Annotated in this window: 27 protein-coding genes; 23 read left to right on the top strand and 4 right to left on the bottom strand. The window is 69.9% G+C overall.

The features are described 5' to 3' along the window. Positions 1-42: 42 nt before the first annotated feature. A complete protein-coding gene (locus tag HUT18_RS11830) occupies positions 43-771 on the bottom strand; it encodes a GntR family transcriptional regulator (RefSeq protein ID WP_176100248.1) in 729 nt (242 codons plus the stop codon). A 560-nt stretch (positions 772-1,331) separates the two neighbouring features. Beyond that, on the bottom strand, positions 1,332-1,625 hold the full coding sequence (locus HUT18_RS11825) for a hypothetical protein (RefSeq protein ID WP_176100247.1): 294 nt from the start codon (positions 1,623-1,625) through the stop codon (positions 1,332-1,334). Positions 1,626-1,903: 278 nt separating this feature from the next. Between HUT18_RS11825 and HUT18_RS11820 the strand changes: the two genes are divergently transcribed. The 12 genes from HUT18_RS11820 (at position 1,904) to HUT18_RS11770 (ending at position 8,272) form a co-directional block, all read left to right on the top strand. Then, entirely contained in the window at positions 1,904-2,236 is a 333-nt protein-coding gene (locus tag HUT18_RS11820) for a hypothetical protein (protein ID WP_176100245.1), read from the top strand. Continuing rightward, complete coding sequence (locus HUT18_RS11815; protein WP_176100243.1) at positions 2,236-2,424, top strand: hypothetical protein; 189 nt, start codon at positions 2,236-2,238, stop codon at positions 2,422-2,424. Before HUT18_RS11820 ends, HUT18_RS11815 begins: the two co-directional genes overlap by 1 nt. Then, positions 2,421-2,627 carry a hypothetical protein gene (locus HUT18_RS11810; RefSeq protein WP_176100241.1) on the top strand — a complete coding sequence of 69 codons (207 nt, stop codon included), beginning with the start codon at positions 2,421-2,423 and terminating at the stop codon, positions 2,625-2,627. Before HUT18_RS11815 ends, HUT18_RS11810 begins: the two co-directional genes overlap by 4 nt. Positions 2,628-2,644: 17 nt before the next feature. Further along, positions 2,645-2,767 (top strand): hypothetical protein, encoded by a 123-nt coding sequence (locus HUT18_RS34170; protein ID WP_303246538.1) that lies wholly within the window; start codon positions 2,645-2,647, stop codon positions 2,765-2,767. Positions 2,768-2,889: 122 nt separating this feature from the next. After that, the gene (locus HUT18_RS11805) at positions 2,890-4,017 is read left to right on the top strand and encodes a hypothetical protein (RefSeq protein WP_176100240.1); all 1,128 of its coding nucleotides are present in this window, start codon (positions 2,890-2,892) and stop codon (positions 4,015-4,017) included. Further along, a complete protein-coding gene (locus HUT18_RS11800) occupies positions 4,014-4,682 on the top strand; it encodes a nuclease-related domain-containing protein (protein ID WP_176100238.1) in 669 nt (222 codons plus the stop codon). The genes HUT18_RS11805 and HUT18_RS11800 overlap by 4 nt, the downstream gene beginning before the upstream one ends. A 2-nt stretch (positions 4,683-4,684) precedes the next feature. Beyond that, positions 4,685-5,548, top strand: a complete 864-nt coding sequence (locus HUT18_RS11795; protein ID WP_176100236.1) for a hypothetical protein — start codon at positions 4,685-4,687, stop codon at positions 5,546-5,548. Positions 5,549-5,581: 33 nt separating this feature from the next. Then, positions 5,582-5,989 carry a hypothetical protein gene (locus tag HUT18_RS11790; protein WP_176100235.1) on the top strand — a complete coding sequence of 136 codons (408 nt, stop codon included), beginning with the start codon at positions 5,582-5,584 and terminating at the stop codon, positions 5,987-5,989. Between the two features lie 65 nt (positions 5,990-6,054). After that, on the top strand, positions 6,055-7,326 hold the full coding sequence (locus HUT18_RS11785) for a hypothetical protein (protein ID WP_176100233.1): 1,272 nt from the start codon (positions 6,055-6,057) through the stop codon (positions 7,324-7,326). A 21-nt stretch (positions 7,327-7,347) separates the two neighbouring features. Further along, positions 7,348-7,587 carry a hypothetical protein gene (locus HUT18_RS11780; RefSeq protein WP_254878539.1) on the top strand — a complete coding sequence of 80 codons (240 nt, stop codon included), beginning with the start codon at positions 7,348-7,350 and terminating at the stop codon, positions 7,585-7,587. A gap of 179 nt (positions 7,588-7,766) precedes the next feature. Then, the gene (locus HUT18_RS11775; RefSeq protein ID WP_176100230.1) at positions 7,767-8,021 is read left to right on the top strand and encodes a hypothetical protein; all 255 of its coding nucleotides are present in this window, start codon (positions 7,767-7,769) and stop codon (positions 8,019-8,021) included. 107 nt (positions 8,022-8,128) lie between these two features. Beyond that, positions 8,129-8,272: a hypothetical protein gene (locus HUT18_RS11770; protein ID WP_176100228.1), complete on the top strand. Its 144-nt coding sequence runs from the start codon at positions 8,129-8,131 to the stop codon at positions 8,270-8,272. Positions 8,273-8,274: 2 nt separating this feature from the next. Here the strand turns inward: HUT18_RS11770 and HUT18_RS11765 are convergent, their stop codons facing one another. Next, positions 8,275-8,544 carry a hypothetical protein gene (locus HUT18_RS11765; protein WP_176100226.1) on the bottom strand — a complete coding sequence of 90 codons (270 nt, stop codon included), beginning with the start codon at positions 8,542-8,544 and terminating at the stop codon, positions 8,275-8,277. 140 nt (positions 8,545-8,684) lie between these two features. Here HUT18_RS11765 and HUT18_RS11760 point away from each other — a divergent pair, with 140 nt between their 5' ends. From HUT18_RS11760 to HUT18_RS11715, 10 genes are all read left to right on the top strand, one after another. Beyond that, positions 8,685-9,707, top strand: coding sequence for a hypothetical protein (locus HUT18_RS11760; RefSeq protein ID WP_176100224.1), 1,023 nt, complete (start codon positions 8,685-8,687; stop codon positions 9,705-9,707). Between the two features lie 9 nt (positions 9,708-9,716). After that, on the top strand, positions 9,717-9,899 hold the full coding sequence (locus HUT18_RS11755; protein WP_176100223.1) for a hypothetical protein: 183 nt from the start codon (positions 9,717-9,719) through the stop codon (positions 9,897-9,899). Positions 9,900-10,075: 176 nt separating this feature from the next. Then, positions 10,076-11,317: a hypothetical protein gene (locus HUT18_RS11750; RefSeq protein WP_176100221.1), complete on the top strand. Its 1,242-nt coding sequence runs from the start codon at positions 10,076-10,078 to the stop codon at positions 11,315-11,317. Positions 11,318-11,354: 37 nt separating this feature from the next. Further along, positions 11,355-11,858 carry a hypothetical protein gene (locus tag HUT18_RS11745; protein ID WP_176100219.1) on the top strand — a complete coding sequence of 168 codons (504 nt, stop codon included), beginning with the start codon at positions 11,355-11,357 and terminating at the stop codon, positions 11,856-11,858. Positions 11,859-12,077: 219 nt separating this feature from the next. Beyond that, positions 12,078-12,425, top strand: a complete 348-nt coding sequence (locus HUT18_RS11740; RefSeq protein ID WP_176100218.1) for a hypothetical protein — start codon at positions 12,078-12,080, stop codon at positions 12,423-12,425. Positions 12,426-12,450: 25 nt separating this feature from the next. Continuing rightward, complete coding sequence (locus HUT18_RS11735; RefSeq protein WP_176100216.1) at positions 12,451-12,924, top strand: hypothetical protein; 474 nt, start codon at positions 12,451-12,453, stop codon at positions 12,922-12,924. 17 nt (positions 12,925-12,941) lie between these two features. After that, entirely contained in the window at positions 12,942-13,592 is a 651-nt protein-coding gene (locus tag HUT18_RS11730) for a hypothetical protein (protein ID WP_176100214.1), read from the top strand. 132 nt (positions 13,593-13,724) lie between these two features. Continuing rightward, complete coding sequence (locus tag HUT18_RS11725; protein ID WP_176100212.1) at positions 13,725-14,732, top strand: DUF6884 domain-containing protein; 1,008 nt, start codon at positions 13,725-13,727, stop codon at positions 14,730-14,732. Between the two features lie 32 nt (positions 14,733-14,764). Further along, a complete protein-coding gene (locus tag HUT18_RS11720; protein WP_176100210.1) occupies positions 14,765-15,820 on the top strand; it encodes a hypothetical protein in 1,056 nt (351 codons plus the stop codon). 66 nt (positions 15,821-15,886) lie between these two features. Then, the gene (locus HUT18_RS11715) at positions 15,887-16,333 is read left to right on the top strand and encodes a hypothetical protein (protein ID WP_176100209.1); all 447 of its coding nucleotides are present in this window, start codon (positions 15,887-15,889) and stop codon (positions 16,331-16,333) included. A gap of 70 nt (positions 16,334-16,403) precedes the next feature. Here HUT18_RS11715 and HUT18_RS11710 read toward each other — a convergent pair whose 3' ends face one another. Continuing rightward, entirely contained in the window at positions 16,404-16,691 is a 288-nt protein-coding gene (locus tag HUT18_RS11710) for a sigma-70 family RNA polymerase sigma factor (protein ID WP_176100207.1), read from the bottom strand. A gap of 172 nt (positions 16,692-16,863) precedes the next feature. On the opposite strand from HUT18_RS11710, the gene HUT18_RS11705 reads away from it, so the two are divergent. Beyond that, entirely contained in the window at positions 16,864-17,130 is a 267-nt protein-coding gene (locus HUT18_RS11705; protein WP_176100205.1) for a hypothetical protein, read from the top strand. The last annotated feature ends 7 nt before the right edge of the window (positions 17,131-17,137 follow it).

Genomic DNA, 17,137 nt, shown 5'->3' with positions numbered 1-17,137 from the left:
GAACTGTGCACATAGTCGCGGTGCTGCACGCGGACCAGGAGTTCAGTCGACGGCGTACTCCGTCGACAGCGATCGACCGGGGCCGACGTAGTCGATCGCGAACTCAGTCGGTTCGCCGAACTGGTCCCAGTAGTGGTTGATCACCGTTAGGAGCAGGGTGCCCTTGTCGACTCCCATGTGCCCGGCGATGTCGGCAGGGGCCGGGCGGATGTCGTGAGTGTCCCGCCGCCGCGAGACGCGACGCCCGGTGGCCTCCTCGATGAGCCCGAACGTCATCCTCGGCAGCGGCGACGGCTCAAGGAAGGCGGGCGCCGCGTCCACGACAGCACCCGCCACCCACGTCGACGAGACGGTGACAACTCCGGCCTTGTCCAGGTAGCGGCGCCGCCTGAGCCCCACCTGGTCACCCAGCTCGATGCCGAGCCCGTCCGCGACTTCCTGCTCTGCCGGTTCGCGGCGCAGCGCCAGAATCTCGACCCGCTCGTCCGGCCCGAGGCTCGTGTTGGTCTGCAACCGGGTCAGCCGCTCCGAGCCCGGCACGACAGTGCGGCGGGCGCGGACGACGGTGCCCACGCCTCGTACTGTCTCGGCGTAGCCGCGCTGCCGCAGAACCCCCGGCACCTTGCCCGCAGTCGCCGCGCCCACCTGGTGCGCGGCGATGATGTCCCGGACCGACGGCACGTGATCGCCCGGCGTGAGTTCACCAGACTCGATCCGCTCGATGATCTCCTCGGCGATCTGCAGGTACTTCGCCTTCTCCTCTTGTGCCACACCCTCCTCCGTTCCTCGTGACTATCGGCGACAGGATTGACACCGACAGGTGTACTAGTACACCTTAGAGCTGCTGGATCGAGGTGCATAGCCAGTCGCAGGACAGGCTTCTGCACGTATCGGTCATGCCCGCATCCATGGGGCGGCACCGGATGGCCACTAACGGCCGGCGCCGTCTGCGGGCCGCGCAACGCCTCCGGCGGGTGGGTCGCAACCCCGCCGGGGGCACGCACAACACCCCAACCCCAACCCCAGTCGCAGGAGCGGGAGAGTGACCGTGAACCACGCCCCCAGTAACGCCCCTCAGAACCCGGGAGACCCGCACGGCTCCCAGGATGGCAAGACGGTCTCGGAGAAGGTGAAGGAAGTCAACGACCGGTCGCGCGGCGGCAATGGCCGACGGTGACCACATAGCAGCGGCCCCCGCCCTGGAGTCCCCGGAGCGGGGGCCGCTGCATGCTCAGTCCCGGTCGCCCTGTCGCGCCCGCCCGATATCCCCGCCCCCGCGGGCCATCCGGTATCCGCGACGCGGCCGGCCGGCTGTCCACGGCGCCCGGCCGCTACTCGCCAGCCGCCTCGGGCTTTTCGCCGGATTTCCTCTTCGCCTTCGCGTTGTCGCGCACCGGGCGCACGATGCCCTTGGCGATGTGCCTCGCACGGCCCTCCGTGACATCGATCAGTGCGCCGATCTCCTTGTACGTCATGCCGTTGTCGTGCAGATCGTCCCCGGTCGCCTGACGCATCTGCCGCACCTGTGCGTGCAGCTCCGGCCAGTCGGTGAGCAGGCGGGTGAGTCGGATGAAGCGTTCCTCTGGCGTGTCCTCCTCGAACAGGGCGGCAATCGCGGCTCTCACTCGCTGTACCTCCTCGTTGTTCGAACTGGCCACAGTCGCCCCTCTCCGGGTGTGTAGCACCGCCGGAGAGCAATAGGCTAGCCTATCGTTCGGCGGTGTTGACGCACCGTCATCGTCGCATCACAACTTCATCAGCCCCAGCCGCGCGGTCGCACGCAAAGCCGGGACAAACCGAAAGTGACGGCCCGGTAGTCGCATACCGGGCCGCCACAACCCTGGCTCCGCGGTCGCACACGGTGCCGGGAACGCCAAGCCCTGCCACTACAGGAGTTGACGCAATGGGCCACTCTACTGATCTGATTCCGGCGGACGGCCATACCTCCGTCCAGCCCGAGCACACCGAAAAGGTCGCCCTCGTCCTGGCCGAGGTCGCCGCCCACTTCACGACGACACGGCCCACGGCACTGCTGGAGCAGGATGCACTGCTGGTCAGCGTCGGCGCTGAGGCGTACAAGGTGTGCGGCCGCCGCATCGGCAGCGATGCCGCGCACGTCTCGCGCACGGCCCTGACCGTTGCCCCCAGCCACACCGGCGGCATCACCCGCGGCGAGTACGCGATCCGCCTTCGCGGCGTCCTCGCCTCCCTGTCCACGCGGGCGGGTGCCGTCTGATGGCTCTCTTCAAGCGCGACAAGGTAGAGACCCAGCCGGGACAGTCCGCCGCGGACCTCCTCGCGCAGTGCGCTGCCGACTACGGCACCCCCGAGGAGCGGGAGGACCGTGCGACAGAGGCACGCATCCAGTCCGGGCTGACCAAGGCCCGCGCCGCCGACACCGCCAAGGCCAGGTGGGGCAAGTGAATAACGTCGAGAACCCCGGACCCGCGGTCTACGCGGCGATCGGCGCCGTCGTCCGCCTGTCCCACGCCATCGAGGCGAACTGCCAGGCCGGGATGCTCGGCCGGCCCGCGACCACCAGCGGAGAGCAGGTCGTTGGTCTCACCAGGGCCGCTGTCGCCGCTGTGGAAGCCCTCGGCGCCCACGGGACGGGGGGCGACTCGTGAGCCCGCTGCCCAAGGACATGCCAACCCGGGATCCCGCACGGGCGGAGGACCGGCACGCCACCGTCTACGACCCGGACCGCGGCGGCTACTACCCGCCCGAGAAGCGCCCCACGCAGAAGCACTCCGACCCGCCCAAGTAGCGGCGGCTGGAGCACGCGTTGGGGAACGGCCGCCCCTCTGCGGCCTGCACCACAGGCCGGGCCCGCTGCCCGAAGGCGGGCCCGGCCTTCCCCTCCATGTCGCCCCCCTGAAAGGCATCCCGATGCCCGAGAATCCCGACGCCCCGCAGTACCAGGAGCCCGGCGTGAAGTACCGCCGCGTGAAGAAGCAGCGGCAGGTCGTCACCGTCATCGACGGGCGAGAGTCCACCCACACCGAGGGCTACTACGTTCAGGAGCCCGTCCCGCCGAAGGACTGGGAAACCGTCGTTCTGCGTGGCGTCATCGGCCTCGCTGTGTTTCTCACGGTCGCCGCGTTCATCGGGACCTCGGCCAGCGTCGGCGGACTCCTCGCAGAGCTGCTGCACCCCTTCGTGGCCTACCTGATCGGCCTGGTCTTCACCGCGTCATGGCTCGGCTGCCTTGCCCTTGAGTGGCTGGACGGCCGGATCGACCCCGACCGCGCCCGCCCCGCCCGCATCGCTGGATGGGTCGCCCTGGTCATCGGCATGGGAGCCGTGTTCGTCTACGGCTACAGCAACGGTCTCCCGTGGGTCGGTGCCGTCGGTGCCGTCGTCGACCTTCTCTCCAAGGGCTTCTGGGCGCTGTTGCTGCGCCGTACGCAGGTGAAGCTGTCCAAGGGCGTCACGAACTGGGTCGTCGCCCAGGAGCAGGAGGCGGCCGGCCGCGCGCTGCTTGGCGAGAAGCTGCGCCGCCTATACCGCGGCGAGGCGTACCGGCGCGCAGTCGGCGGCCCGGAGTACCAGACCGCGCAGGCCCTCATGACCGCCCCGGCCGCCGCCTTGACCGCCCCGGCCCAGCCCGGACAGCGTCCGGACGGGTCAGCCCCGGCGTCCGGACAGACCCCGGCCGAGCCAGCCCCGGAGCCTGCTCTACCCGCCCAGACCACCGCGGCCGGACAGTCGTCCGGGACCGTGTCCGCGCAGGCGACCACCCCGCCCGGGCCGCTCGTCCCGCTCGCGTCCGGGCAGGACACGGACAACGGCGCGGACATGTCCGGCGGCCAGGGCAACGAGGACGCCGTGCGCGACTTCGCCGTTCCGTCGATCGCCGCCATGGCCCGCGAAGCCCTCGACCAGAACCCGCACATGGACAAGGACGACCCCGCTTTCCTCGCCCGCGTCCACAAGGTCCACCCGAAGGCGGCGGCGGATACCGTCCGCCGCACCGTCCACCGCGAGATCCAGCGTCGGAAGCGGACCGCGTCATGAGCATCGGCACGCTCCTGCTGGCTGCCGCCGTATTCGCCTGGCTCGTCTGGGGCAGCCGCCCCGGCCGGGCCGGGCGGTCGGCGGCGGCCCGCGCCCGCCAGCTCCGCACGCCGCTCGTGCGCCTCGCGGAGTTGGTCGGCATCCAGACCGTACGGGGCCGTCAGGCCGCTCAGGCCGCTCAGTTCGCCGCCGGTGCCGAGGGTGAGCGACGCACCGGCCGTCTGCTGGCCGTCCTGCGCCCGCTCGGCTGGACCGTCCTCCACGACCTCGCGCTGCCCACCGGCCGGGCGAACGTCGACCACCTCGTGGTGTCGCCCCGGGGCGTGGCCATCGCCGTCGACACCAAGCGCTGGGACGCCCGGTGCCGTGTCCGCATCGTGCGGGGCCGCCTCCTCCACGGCGACCTGGACGTCACCGACCGGCTGCGCGGCCTACGCCATGAGACCGCGACCGTCTCCCGTGTGCTGGGCGTGCCAGTCATCTCCCTCGTCGTCATGCACGGCGCTCCCGTCGACGGCGGCGAGCTCATCTTCGACGGCATCCGCATCGTGCCCGCCGACAGCGCCGTGCCCGTGCTGCGCAGCATCGCCCGACGCCACCGCGGCCACGGCCGCGACCTCGGCAGCCGCGCAGCCCGGGCCCTCAAGCCGTACGGAAGGAACTGACCATGGACCTCCGGCCCCGCGTCCTCCTCGGCCGCCTCAACGACCTCGCCGACCGCATCGAACCCGACCACGCGCCCAAGAACGACGACGCCGGACAGCCGGACCCGGCCCCGGACATGGCGGACACCAACGCCCCGGATAGCCCGGACACGGCCCCGGCCAGCGCGGACACCGTTCCGGACCCCCGTTCAGGCGCCGCCCGGCTGCCTGACTGGTGGTCGCTGAAGAAGCCGCCCCTCGACGCAGGCGAACCCCCAGTCCCCGGCACGTCCACCACCAAGGACGAGGGCGGGGGAGAGGCCACCGCCACGAAGAATTGCGACCACCCCACCCCGCACGCGGTTCACTCCCAGACCACAGGTGAAGTCGTCGCCTACTGGTGCCAGGAATGCGCGATGCAGCTCGAAGCCCCCGACGGCAGTGACGAGGACGAGGCCGAAGACGGCAGCGCCATCCCAGCGTGGCTCCGCAAGAAGTGGCGCCGCAAGCACACCGGCCCTCCCCGGGTCTACCAGCGCCCCGCCTACCTCGACAGCAAGCCGGCGCCGAAACAGTCCCTGATCCAGTGGTGGCTCGGGCTGGAAGCCCCGAAGCGCTGGGCCCTCTACAACGGGACCGCACTCGCCGCCGGCTTCTTCTTCGGCATCCCGCAGTACTTCACCGCCGAGACGGCGTACCTCGTGCACACCTACGGCTCGTGGACCGACCGGCACGTCTGTCTCTGGTACGGCGTCGCCGTCGGCGTCTGGGCGCTCGACAACCGCACCCGCGGCTGGTTCCCCCTGTTCGCCCTCGCTGGGCGCATCCCGCTGATCTCCATGGTCGTCGGCACCCTGCTGTACGGCTCCACCGACCTTGAGCTGTAGCCCCGCCCGACCACCACACTCCAAGGACACCGCATGAACAGCCTGATCGGCTCGCTCGGCCCCTTCGGACTCGCCACCTTCCTCACCGTTGTTCTCATCCTTGGCACATCCGGAGGGGGCAAGGTCAAGCCTCTCGGCTGGGGATGGACCCTCTTCCTGTCCATCCTCGCCGGAGCCTCCTACGCGGCAACCGGCTGGCCCTTCTCCATCGTGAAGGGCGTCGTCAACGACCTGCTGGTACTGGTCAACAGCGTGGCCCCTGAACTGACCCTCCCCGCGATCGGCCTGTGCATGATGGCGATCATCTCGTGGAAGAAACTGACCTTGCGCGGCTTGGTCACGATGGGCATCCCGCTCTTCTACATCGCTTCCAGCGCCGACGGCGGCCTCGGCATCCTCGCGGAGAAGATCGCCCTCGTCTCCGCACAACTGGCGGCCTGATGAGCACCGCCCCGCACCTGTACCCAGTCCCCGACCCCGACGACGAGGCGGCGGGGGAGTGGGGCATGCCTGCGCCCGTGGCCGTCCCCTTCCCCGTCCCGCCACTCGCCCAGCCCGAGTTGGACGACGAACCCGAGCTGGCCGACGACGAGGACCAGGACGACGTCGGCGAGGAGGATCCCGAGCAGCGTCGCCGCGCTCTGGCACTCCCCGACCTCAGCCCCTATTACGACGTCAGGCCACTGAAGGAACTGGGACCGCTCGCCGTGGCCGCCGGTCGCCGGGGCGGCCCTCCGCTGCTTCGTGGCCTCGCCAGGGCCGGGCACGGCGCCATCATCGGCGTCCTGTGCCTGCTGCGCGGCGGGCGGCTACTCCTGGTCCTTCTCTACGCCTGGGCGACCGGCTCCATCGGCAAGGGCGGCAGCATTCCCGCCCGCCTCGGCATCACAGCAGCATTCGGCTACGTCCTGGCGACCGCGCCCGCCCAGCACCCTGCCGCCCCGGGTGCCGTAGCCGCCGCTCTCTTCCTGCTCCTCATCGCCGCCGGAACCGGCCGAATCCCTGAGCCCGGTGGCAAGAAGAAGGGCAACAAGGCGGGGGAGAAGAGCGAAAAGGTCACGGGGGAGAAGGGCCAGAAAATCAGAAAGCCGGGGGAGAAGCCCAAGGGTGGCGATAACCCGGAAGAAGCTCCCGCCAAGGTGGAGAAAGCCAGCAAGGAGAACTCCAAGGACACCCCCAGCGGCGGAGTCCTTGGCAGGCTCAAGCGACTCGGGAAGACCCACGAAACGACCTCTGCGGCCGATCTCGCCAAGGCCCCCGAAAGCTCGCCTGAAGGCCCCGCCGACGACCCGGCCGAGGAGTCCACCGAGGGTGCCGACGAGAAGTCCACCGAGGGCGCCGACGAGACCCCCGCCGGGCCCTCCCGCAACGACGTAATCCACGCTCTCCACCGGCTCGTCGGAGAGGGGCGCGGGGTGCTCCTCACCACCCTCCGACAGCACCTCTCCCTGGCCGACACCCGGGCCGTCCGGAGGGTGCTCGGCGAGGCCCACATCGCCATTCGAACGGGGGTGCGCGCAGAGGCCGGGAACGGGCCGGGCGTGCACCGCGACGATTTCCCGCCGTTGCCCCCCACCCAGGGCTCCCCCCAGGGGTCCGGCGTTGTTGCAGGTGAGAGTGCCAACGCCAACGCCAACAACGCCACCAACGCCCCAGAAGAGGGGGCCCATACGCCAGACGACGTCTGGACGGGCGAGGAGATCGCGAAGGGCTACCGGTATGTGCAGGACACCGAGAGGGGCCCGTCCGCCTGGAAAATCGAGCATCATGGGGGGTGATCTGAAATGGAGGGGGGTGCGATGTACCGCTACCGGTGCACGCAGTGCCGCACCACGTCGCTGCCGGTGCACACTCGCAGCGCACTCGCGCAGGAGCGCCACAGCCACCGCGTCCTCAAGCACGGCGGTCACATCCCCGACGGCGAGCAGATCATCGAGCCCAAGCGGTTCAACTTCTTCGACCTGCCGCGCGAGCAACAGATCGCCGGGTCACTGATGATCGCCGCGATTCTCGTCGCCTTCCTGTTCCGAGTGCTGTAGCCGCAAGCCCGCACGCCTGCCCCGTACATCACAGAGGCCCGCCACCAATTACCGGTGGTGGGCCCTCCTGCATTATCGGCGAATTAAGTGAACCAATCCAGGAATTCGCGGATGCCGGGAAGGTAATTCGGAAAGAATGGAATTGAAGTTAATCCCACCCGGAAGAATGTGAGCCCGCCATGAGTCCCCGCGCGAAAGCCGCCGCCGAGCACCCGGCCGTCCGCCAGGTCGCGAGCCTGATCACGCACCTGCTCGCCCGGTCCGGCGAACTCATCCCCGGCCCGGCCTCCGAGCTGGTCCACGAGATGTGGGAGCTGGAGCCCAGCCCGGACGGCACGCGCCAGCTCCGCGTCACCACGAGCGTCGGCGGGGAGCCGGTCACCGTCGACATCGCCTTGGGCTTCACAGTCACCGCAGGTGAGCCGGATATGTAACCAACCCCGGGCACACCGACGGGCCGGGCACGAGTTGGTGCGCGGCCCGTCGGTGTGCTGGGGCGGTACTCTCCTGCCTCCTCAGGTGCGGCAGGCAGGAGACGACGATGGCGGGTACGACAGCGTTCGTGTGGGTGCTGCTGAGCGGCTGCGTCGTCGCCGTGGTTGCGGTCGTCGCGCGCGCCAAGGTCGAGATCGCCCGCATTCGCGCGAGAGGCGGCGGGGTGGACCGGGCAAAGCGCGGGGCGTGACGTCAGTCCTTGAGGGGGCGGACGGTCGGCTTGCGCTTCGGCGGGACCTTGTACTCCCGAGCGATGTGCCGGACGGTCTCCTCGGTGTACGAGGTGAGCGCGGCCATCTTCGCGTGCGAGATCCCAGAGGCGCGGAGTTCGTCGGCGATGGCCTTGCGATAGGCGTGACGCTTCTCCTCGTACACCTTCCACGCCTCGTCCATCGCGGCCTGAGCATCAGTGAGGTCCTGGCTCGGCTCGTGGGAGGGCTTGGCCTTCGGGCGATCGGTCATGCCCCCCAGCATTCCACAAGGCGACTTTGGCAAACGCGCTGGTGTCCCGGGGGCCTGCAAAAACTCGCACCCAAATGATATTTCCAAAATCCATTTGGGTATGATGGTGCTGTACACACCACCCGACCAAAGGATCCCAAATGACCGGCAACCGTCCGCTCCACGAGCGCGCGAACGTCCACCCCGCCAGGCTGGGCAAGGGCCTACTTGCCCACTACGCCCACGACACCGGCATGGGCCTGTGCGGCAGGCCCACCATCCGGCGCCTCACCGTCGAGGAGATCGAGGCCACCGACCGCTTCTGCGGCGTATGCGTGACCGTCGCACGCCGCATGGCCGACGAGCGTGAGCGGTACGCCGAAGCGGCCACCCGCGAAGCCATCGCCGCCCACCGCCAGGAGGCGAACGAGGCTGCCGCCCGCGTGCGCACCGACCCCGACCCCGCCAGCCAGGACTGGCGGGAAGCCCTTGCCCGCTTGGGTGCCGCCCTGGACTACCTGCGCGCGCACGACCCGGTGTACGCCGACGCCCTCGCCAACGGCGACACCGAGCGCCGCGCGATGACCTTCCAGCGCGACCATGCCGACCGCGTCCGCGCCGCCGTGAACGCGCTGACCGACGGCAAGGAAGGTGCCTTCCCTGAGCTGTCCCACCGCCTGGCGATGGCCCCCGACGGGGAACTCGACCTGACCGTGCGGATCTTCACGGACAACGACGAGGATGCCGAGCCGGACGCGACCGGCACCGCCCCGGATGTGTCCGGACAACCCATTGAAGGGGTAGTAGTCCAGCACGAAGGCACCGCCCAGGGCTGCACCCCCAAGCACGTGACGGACCCCGATGTCGCAGCCGCTCGCGAGGTCCTGAGTGGCCTCGCCTACGCCACGCTGACTGACCATCACGACATCAGCGAACCCGTCGACGAGCAGCGGAATGTTCGCGGGTACGTCATCGACCCGCGTACCCACGGGCGCGTCGCCCTCTACTGGCTGGAAGGCGGCCGGGCCGTCCGCCGCGACGACCCCTGGCACGGTCCATGCCTCGACATCCTCGCGGAGCGCATGAAGGAGCGCGGCTGGGCGACGGAGAGGATGCTGCGTTCCTCGCGGTGCGTCTTCGCGCACAGGCCCGACGTCAAGGTGCCCAAGGCTGCGAACCACTGAGGCCACGCCGTGGCCGCCCACCAGGAAGGCGCGTCCGTCGACGAGGTGCAGGACTGCACGTGCGTCGAGTTCTGCGACGAGGACCCGAAGGCGGCGTGCAGCTTCAGCGGGCGCCGTCACGCCCATCTCGCCAGCCAAGGCAGCGGGTTCGGGCCCTGCCCGGTCCACCCCGACGCGCTTGGCGACACCTGACGACTCCGGGCAGGTCGGCGCCTCGCCCCGCCTCGCCCCGCCCTGCGGTGACGGTCGAGGCGCTGCCGCTCGCAGGGCGCTGACCTGCAAAAACGTCAAACCCAAATGGTTTTTCCAAAGTTAACTTGGGTATAATTGATGGTGAACCACCCACCATCACACGAAAGGCCCGAATAGTGACCGAGTCCTACGCGGAGCGCCTGGCCTCCGCCTCCCCCCTCGCGTCCGCCGCCTTCGCTCTCGGCGCCACCGTCACCGACGCCGACCAGGCCCGCGCCAACATGGCCGACCTCCGCGCCCGCGCCGACGTCACCGCCGTCCGCACCGACGGCGAAGACGACTTCGACGCCCCCCACCTCGCCGACCCGTTCGCCCCGATGACGCTGTGCGACCGGCGCAAGGCCCGCGACCTGGACGAGACCCGCGCCGCCCGCGTCGCCGACTTCTGCCCCTCCTGTGTCGACCACGCACGCGACCGCGCCACCTCCCGCGAGGCCGCCCTCGCGGCAGCCGAGAAGGACGGCGCCAACCCGCCCGAACCCGCCCGCCCGCCCATTACCAACCCGGCCGTGCACCGCTTCGACTGCACCGCCGAGGCGTACGACGCCTCACAGGGCGACGGCATCCACGACGGCGACCTGCTCGTGATCCCCGGCGAAGGCATCGTCGCCATCCTGACGGACGCCTGGCCCGTCGCCCTGACCACCCGAAACGGCGAGCTGCACAAGCTCACCGGCCCCGCGCACGAGATCGAAGACGGCCGGTACGCCGCGAGCGTCGAGAAGGCGATGGCACAGGCCGCCGCGTGCGGCGTCGACCTGGACCCCCTGCACCAGCCGCAGCCGTTCAAGAAGGGCGAGCGGATCGTGTGTACGGACGGCGGCACCCGCACCGTCGCGAGCCTGATGCGCAGCGGCCCGCACACCTGGGTCGAGACCGAAGAAGGCTCGGCCTGGCGAGCGGACCGCTGCGAACTCGTTGACACCTCCCGCGTCGACGAGGCGAAGTGCGCGGCGCGCACCTCGGCCGCCGTCCTGCGTGGCCCCCAGGCGCCGACAGGCGAGGAGCACGCCATGGCCGTGCGCGACCTCGGCGATGCCCTGCGCTACCTCGCGCAGGCCGACCCGGCAGCGCTGGCCGAGCTGCACGCGGAAGGGAACCAGCGGATCGCCCTGGAGGTCCCCCGACTGTCCGTGGTGCCCGGCGACATCCTCCACGCGCACGGCGCGCGCCTGACCGTCCTGGACACCGGCATCTCGGCCGCCCCCGCCCCGCAGTTCTGGGCCCGGGTGTACGGCGTCGACAAGGGTGACCGTCACGCCACCTACCGGGCGCCCTGGACGCTCGGCATGTCCGTGGAGAGCGCGGCCTGGGACATCGTCGCCGTCGAGCGCATCGCGCCCGCCCTCCCCTGCTGACCCGCCCCCCCCAGCCAACACGATGAAGGAGCACGGCATGTATCAGGTCACCATCGAGCACCCCGCCATCGAGGAGCAGCAGTTCGACTGCAAGGACGACGTCGAGCTGCGGACGCTCGTCTTCGGCGTGCACCGTGCACAGAACCAGGAGATCAACGACTACCCGCAGACCATCGCGGCGGTGGATGCGGCGCGGTCGCAGGCGGACAACGGCGGCGAGGGCGTGCTGAAGGCGCACGCGGTGACGATCACGGTCGAGCCCGGCGACCCGTGCGCGTTCCAGTGCGAAGGGCACCCTGACGACGACTCGGTGCTGCTGGGTGGGCCGGAGTTCTGCGACGGGAAGTGCAGGCCCCGGCGTCGCTTCAACCACAAGGCGCTGGTGGACCTGTGTATCGCGCTCGACGATGCCGAACTGGACGCGACCGGCGGGTGCGGCGCCTGCGGCCTGGTGGCCGGCCAGATGTGCGTGGACTGCAAGCGGTGTAACTGCGACCGCCACGACCAGTGCAAGCGGCCGGCGGCCGAGCCCGCGCAGTAGCCGCCGGACACATCCGGACGCCCCGTTCTCCCTGGTGGGAGGGCGGGGCGTCGTGCTGTCCGGACCGGTTGTCCGGGGTTGTCCGGGGGGGCGTCCGGACACGCCGATCTTTGCTGTCCTTTTGCCAATCCAGGTTTCCCAAATGGATTTTCCAAAGTTGACTTGGGTAAGATGGTGAATGTCACACCACACCACCAAGTAAGGCGAAAGGGGCGCGACATGAGCACTCAAGCCACCACCACGAACCACCCGGCCCGGTGCCTCAAGTGCCGCCGCATCCTGCGCCGCCCCAGCCCCGACGGCTACGGCCCGAAGTGCCGCCGCAAGATCCACCGCGCCGCCCGCACCAACCAGGGCGGACACCACGGCTGGCAAGTCACCAAGGCTGTCGAGCTCCTGGAGCTGGGCGCCGTGATCCCCCTCCGCGCGAACCGGATCTTCCTCGTCGTCTCCGACGACGGCAGCGAGGTCTACCGCACCGCCATCACCGGCAACTGCAACTGCCCGGCCGGCCTGCGCTCCATCGCCTGCTACCACTCGGCCGCCGCCGCGATGGCCGCCGCCTGACCACTCGAACCCGAAGGACAGCATCGTGAACGCACACGCGAAGGCAGCGACCCGCGCCCGGCTGCTCGGCAACCTGGTACGCGGGCGCGCCATGATCCACCCCCAGCGCCGCGCCTACGAGGCCGCCGCACGCCACCTCCACGACGCCTCGGCCGCGCTCCTCGACTCGACCGACGACCTCACCGGGCAACTCGACGACGCCACCAAGGCCGCGCTGAAGGCCGCCCGCCGTTGCCTGGCGGCCACCGACGTCCCGACGATCCTCCTCCCCTACGTCACCGCGCCCGTCACCGGCGAATTGCCCACACTGCCCGCGCTGGACCTGCCGCACTCCACCACCCGCGCGCACGCCAACTCGCTGCGCGCCTGGCGCCTGGGCGCTCTGGACCGCATCAACGACTGCAACGACGAGATGGCGATGGCTGCCCTCGACGCGCTGATCGACGTTCACCGGGGATGGGCCGACCTGGTCCACGCCCTCTACTCCGACGCCGCCTGACCAGCGAAGGGCCCAGCATGTTCTACGAGACCGTCACCCACATCGGCGGCACCACCGAGGGCAACGCCACTGAGGGACAGGCCCTGTGGCTCCTCGGCCGGGCCGTGCGCCGCAACTTCGACATCGACGTGACCACCGACGGCGGGATGCTCATCTCCTGGACCGCGCACCGGCAGGTCGGCGAGCACGTCACCAGCCACCCCCGCTCGATCCGGCTCCGGCCGCACCTGCCCGTCGCGAAGGCCCTGACCGACGCGACCTGCTCCGACCTGCTGCTCATCGACTCCGTCCGCGACGCCCAGTACGACCCCATCAAGCGGGTCATGACTGGCGGCATCTGGCTCATCCCCCCGGCAGCGACCGCCCGCCTCCGGGCACGTGGCCTGGTCGTAGTCGACGACCGCAACCAGGTTCGGCAGTCCCTCACGGCGCAGATCGGCCTGTTCGCCCGCGACCACCGCACCCGCACCACCGAGCCGGACGGGTACCGCTACCCGCCGGGCGGCGGCGCGCGGCGGAACTCGTCGGCGAGCGTCGCGATCTGCGAGTGCGGCTTCGCCCGCCACACCAGCGACCGCGACGAGGCCCGACGCCACATCACCGGCCACCGCCACGAGGTGTCCGGCGAATTCGCCCGCGCCCTCGTCAACGCCCTCACCCCGGCCTGACTGTCGCCCGGACACGCCCCGGACACGTCCCGGACGCGTGTCCGGGCGCTGTCCGGACAGTCGGTGCGCACCTCGCGTCACCTGCCCGGACAGCGTCCGGACACCACCCGGCCACCGACGAAAGGACCCCAGATGGCCACTGTGCCGCCCACGTCCCGCACCGACCGCGTCTACGTGATCGCCTGCTCCGTGAAGAAGCTCGATCACACGGCCCCCGCACGCGAGCTGTACACAGGCTCGTACTTCCGCGCCTGCTGGGGAGCAGCCGCCTCGCTCGCCGAGCAGCATGACGCCCTGGTCCTCGTGCTCAGCGCCCGCCATGGCCTCGTCACCCTCGACACCGAGCTGGAGCCTTACGACACCCACATCGGCGACCGCGATGCGGTATCGGACCTGCTGCTCCAGGCGCAGGCCCGCAAGCTCGGCGTGGACCGCGCCCGCGAGGTGACCATCCTCGCCGGAGCCGCCTACGTCCAGGCCGCACGCCAGGTGTGGCCGGACGCTAAGGCGCCGCTGGCCGGACTCGGCATCGGCAAGCAGCTCCAGCTCCTCAACGAACTGCGCGGCGCGGCCGAATTGGACTGGCTGACCCGCAAGGCCGCCAGCCAGAAGGCCGCGCGGTCCGAGAAGCCGGAGATGCCCGCCGCCCATCGGGTCGACGAGGTCGCCGAGCGGGGCCCGCTCTACGACCTGCCGTACGACTACAAGCAGACAGCGCGCGACTTCACGGTGTCCGTCGCCGGTCCCGGACGGCTCGACGGCGAGGGCCCGTTCACGTACCTGGTGGAGGAGTACACCACCGAGAAGGCGTGGGCGAAGGTCCTTGCCTGGTTCATGGTCGAGCAGGAAACGGTGGATGTGTATGTGGTCGCCGCTCGCTCCTTCGAGGGCAAGCCTGAGCCCGGGTGCGGCTACTTCTGGACCGACCTCCGACCGGAGTTCGCCCGGCAGGCCGCCCTTGACGACCTTGCCGACCAGGCCGCCGAAGTCGTCGACGGATTCCACGCAGCCACCAGCGGCATGGTTCGCGACGGCGACGTGGTCCCCGACCACCAGGAGGCCCACGACAACGCCCTTGACGAGGCGCAGCACGCCGGGTGGCCGCTGGTGATCGAACTGGCCGCCAACGACGGACGCTGACCGGCCCGGCCTGTCCAAGGAGATCTCAGCCCATGACGAAGACCAGCCAACCCAACTCCCCGACCGTGGCCATCGCGCGCATCCTGCGCGGCCTTGGCCTCGCCCAGGGGCGCGGGAAGGACTTCCGCGTTGAGGGCGCCGACCGTGACGGGGAGAGGATCGGCACCTACGTGCTGGTCCTCACCAGGCACGCGGAGGAGACGATCGCTGCCCACGCCGACGACATCGAGCGGCAGGCAGCGGCCGGACCATTCCCTTTCCGGGTCTCGGTGCAATACCCGAGCGACCGGCCGCTGACGTCCATCGCCAACTTCGGGGACCGGGTCCGCGAGCAGCCCCCGCCCCCGGTCCCCGCCACGGTCCTTGCCGAACGCCGTGAACGCGCCCGGCAGCAGAAGCGCGCTCAACACCTCAACTGGTCCACTGGCCAAGCCGACTTGATGGCCGCCGCCGCAGCCAGTCAGCTCCACTACGCCCCGGACGGAGCGCTGCGCTACTACCTGGCGCCCGGCGGCCCTGGACGCGCCCTCGATGAGTCCCGCCTCGCGCCCCTTCTGAAGGCCGGGTTCCTCACCCGTCCAGGGCGACGGATCGCAGTGACCGCCGACGGCCGGGAAGCGCTGACCCTGTGGCGGCGCTGGCAGCCCGCCCCAGCCGTGAAGGACCGCAAAGAGGACCGCGGCCCGCTCCGTCCTCTCCTCGATGGCGAGGAAGTTGCCCGCCGGAACCGCGCAAGCGCCGAGAACGACCGGAATCGGAGAGCCGAAGCAAACGCGCTACGCGAAGCCATGGACGCGAAGCACGCATGGGAGGAACGCGACGACCGGCTGTACAGCGTGTGGGCCACAGTGCAGGGCATCACTCACCGGCTCGGGCGGTCGATCCCCACGGGCTGGGTCCCTACGGCTGAGGAGATCGCCGAGCACCGCATCGACCCCGGTCTCGTCGCCGAACTGCGAGCCGAGGCCGAGCATCCGACGCCAAAGCCGCAGATTCCCTGGCCCACGACGATGCGCGCTCAGGAACTCCCGCCTCTCCCAGCCGTACCCGACGACGCCGAACAACTTGAGCTGTTCGGCGCCACCTGACCCCCCTCTCACCGTCGACGCAGGCACCGCAGACACCAACCCACCTGACACCGAAGGAGGCCCCTCATGGCGGCCGTACTGGAACCCACCGAGCAGATGAGCCCGTGGTACGTGGTGGAGGTGCGCCGCGAATCGGCGTACGTGACCGCCGCAAAGTACATGGACGGTTACCTGCGAAAGCACTTCCACCAGGGCAAGATGACCGGCGCCGAGCGGGACGCTGCCTGGCAACTTGTCGACAAGAGGACGGTGGCCGCGCCCGGGGAACCGCTCGCGCTGGTCGCCGCGCTGGAGCAGATCGTCGAGCACGGCTCCTACCAGAAGTGGTGGAGGAGTGGCAGTCATGCGGACGGGGCGGGAGCGGAGCTGCGCGACGGTCGCCTCCTGGTGACCGCGCCGAACTCGCATCAGTACGGCGAGTACCAGGGGGAAAAGGCGATCAGCCACATCGAGTTCGGATACGAGGACATTGGCCCGGTCCTCGCTGACCTTCGACGGATCGTCGGGAGCTGACCGCGTCCGGCACGAGAAGGCGCCCCGCACAGGGAAGTGTGCGGGGCGCCTTCGTGTGCGGACTGGCCGGTCAGTCTTCGGGCCTGACTGTGCGGCGGGGGCCAGCCCCTCGGCTGTGCCCTTGAAGGATGTCGCTGACGCGCTGCGGCGTGCAGTTGATGCGCGACGCGATTTCCTTGCGGCTGTGGTTCTGACGGAGGTCGGAGACGACCCGGCCGCGTTGCGCCTTGAGCCAGCGTTGCAGGGCGGGGACGTTCTCAAGCGCGCGGGTGAGGGCCGCGGCCTGGTCGAGAGTGGGTTCCCCGTCAGCGAGGCGGGCGAGGGAGGCGTATGGCTCCGGTAGCTGGCTTTGATCCATAACCGAAGGATAGTGGGTACCCAATATCTAGAATGATCAAGGCTGCGTGAAGGGTATTTCCGCAGGTCAACTCGCTGATATTCCGTGAATACTCAGCCCCCAAATGAGTTTTCCAAAGTGAACTTGTGGAAGGATGTATGTAGATCAACAAACCACCCCGAAAGGACACGAGATGGACGCCGTGATCGCAGAAGTGCTCACCAAGGCCGGGATCGCAACCAACTGGACGCAGACCAACCTCGGCGCACTCACCGAGGTCAGCCACGGCGGCTACTCGTGGACGGTCAACCTGCCCCCCGGGGAGGACGAGGTCCCCGCCAAGGCGCGGGTCACCGGCCGGCTCGGTTACGGCGGCACCGAACACATGGACGCGGAAGCCACCTGGGGCCAGACGATCGCCATCGTCGACGCCTTCATGGCGTCCAAGTGCGTCCGCTGACCTACCT

The sequence above is a fragment of the Streptomyces sp. NA04227 genome, assembly GCF_013364195.1.
Lineage (GTDB): Bacteria > Actinomycetota > Actinomycetes > Streptomycetales > Streptomycetaceae > Streptomyces.
This window is presented reverse-complemented; position numbering and strand designations above follow the sequence as displayed.

Bases quoted from the DNA above. Each gene is read 5' to 3' on its own strand.
- HUT18_RS11820 (WP_176100245.1), top strand. From the start codon at position 1,904: ATGGGCCACTCTACTGATCTGATTCCGGCGGACGGCCATACCTCCGTC.
- HUT18_RS11815 (WP_176100243.1), top strand. From the start codon at position 2,236: ATGGCTCTCTTCAAGCGCGACAAGGTAGAGACCCAGCCGGGACAGTCC.
- HUT18_RS34170 (WP_303246538.1), top strand. From the start codon at position 2,645: ATGCCAACCCGGGATCCCGCACGGGCGGAGGACCGGCACGCCACCGTC.
- HUT18_RS11805 (WP_176100240.1), top strand. From the start codon at position 2,890: ATGCCCGAGAATCCCGACGCCCCGCAGTACCAGGAGCCCGGCGTGAAG.
- HUT18_RS11800 (WP_176100238.1), top strand. From the start codon at position 4,014: ATGAGCATCGGCACGCTCCTGCTGGCTGCCGCCGTATTCGCCTGGCTC.
- HUT18_RS11795 (WP_176100236.1), top strand. From the start codon at position 4,685: ATGGACCTCCGGCCCCGCGTCCTCCTCGGCCGCCTCAACGACCTCGCC.
- HUT18_RS11790 (WP_176100235.1), top strand. From the start codon at position 5,582: ATGAACAGCCTGATCGGCTCGCTCGGCCCCTTCGGACTCGCCACCTTC.
- HUT18_RS11785 (WP_176100233.1), top strand. From the start codon at position 6,055: ATGCCTGCGCCCGTGGCCGTCCCCTTCCCCGTCCCGCCACTCGCCCAG.
- HUT18_RS11780 (WP_254878539.1), top strand. From the start codon at position 7,348: ATGTACCGCTACCGGTGCACGCAGTGCCGCACCACGTCGCTGCCGGTG.
- HUT18_RS11775 (WP_176100230.1), top strand. From the start codon at position 7,767: ATGAGTCCCCGCGCGAAAGCCGCCGCCGAGCACCCGGCCGTCCGCCAG.
- HUT18_RS11770 (WP_176100228.1), top strand. From the start codon at position 8,129: ATGGCGGGTACGACAGCGTTCGTGTGGGTGCTGCTGAGCGGCTGCGTC.
- HUT18_RS11765 (WP_176100226.1), bottom strand. From the start codon at position 8,544: ATGACCGATCGCCCGAAGGCCAAGCCCTCCCACGAGCCGAGCCAGGAC.
- HUT18_RS11760 (WP_176100224.1), top strand. From the start codon at position 8,685: ATGACCGGCAACCGTCCGCTCCACGAGCGCGCGAACGTCCACCCCGCC.
- HUT18_RS11745 (WP_176100219.1), top strand. From the start codon at position 11,355: ATGTATCAGGTCACCATCGAGCACCCCGCCATCGAGGAGCAGCAGTTC.
- HUT18_RS11740 (WP_176100218.1), top strand. From the start codon at position 12,078: ATGAGCACTCAAGCCACCACCACGAACCACCCGGCCCGGTGCCTCAAG.
- HUT18_RS11730 (WP_176100214.1), top strand. From the start codon at position 12,942: ATGTTCTACGAGACCGTCACCCACATCGGCGGCACCACCGAGGGCAAC.
- HUT18_RS11725 (WP_176100212.1), top strand. From the start codon at position 13,725: ATGGCCACTGTGCCGCCCACGTCCCGCACCGACCGCGTCTACGTGATC.
- HUT18_RS11720 (WP_176100210.1), top strand. From the start codon at position 14,765: ATGACGAAGACCAGCCAACCCAACTCCCCGACCGTGGCCATCGCGCGC.
- HUT18_RS11715 (WP_176100209.1), top strand. From the start codon at position 15,887: ATGGCGGCCGTACTGGAACCCACCGAGCAGATGAGCCCGTGGTACGTG.
- HUT18_RS11710 (WP_176100207.1), bottom strand. From the start codon at position 16,691: ATGGATCAAAGCCAGCTACCGGAGCCATACGCCTCCCTCGCCCGCCTC.
- HUT18_RS11705 (WP_176100205.1), top strand. From the start codon at position 16,864: ATGGACGCCGTGATCGCAGAAGTGCTCACCAAGGCCGGGATCGCAACC.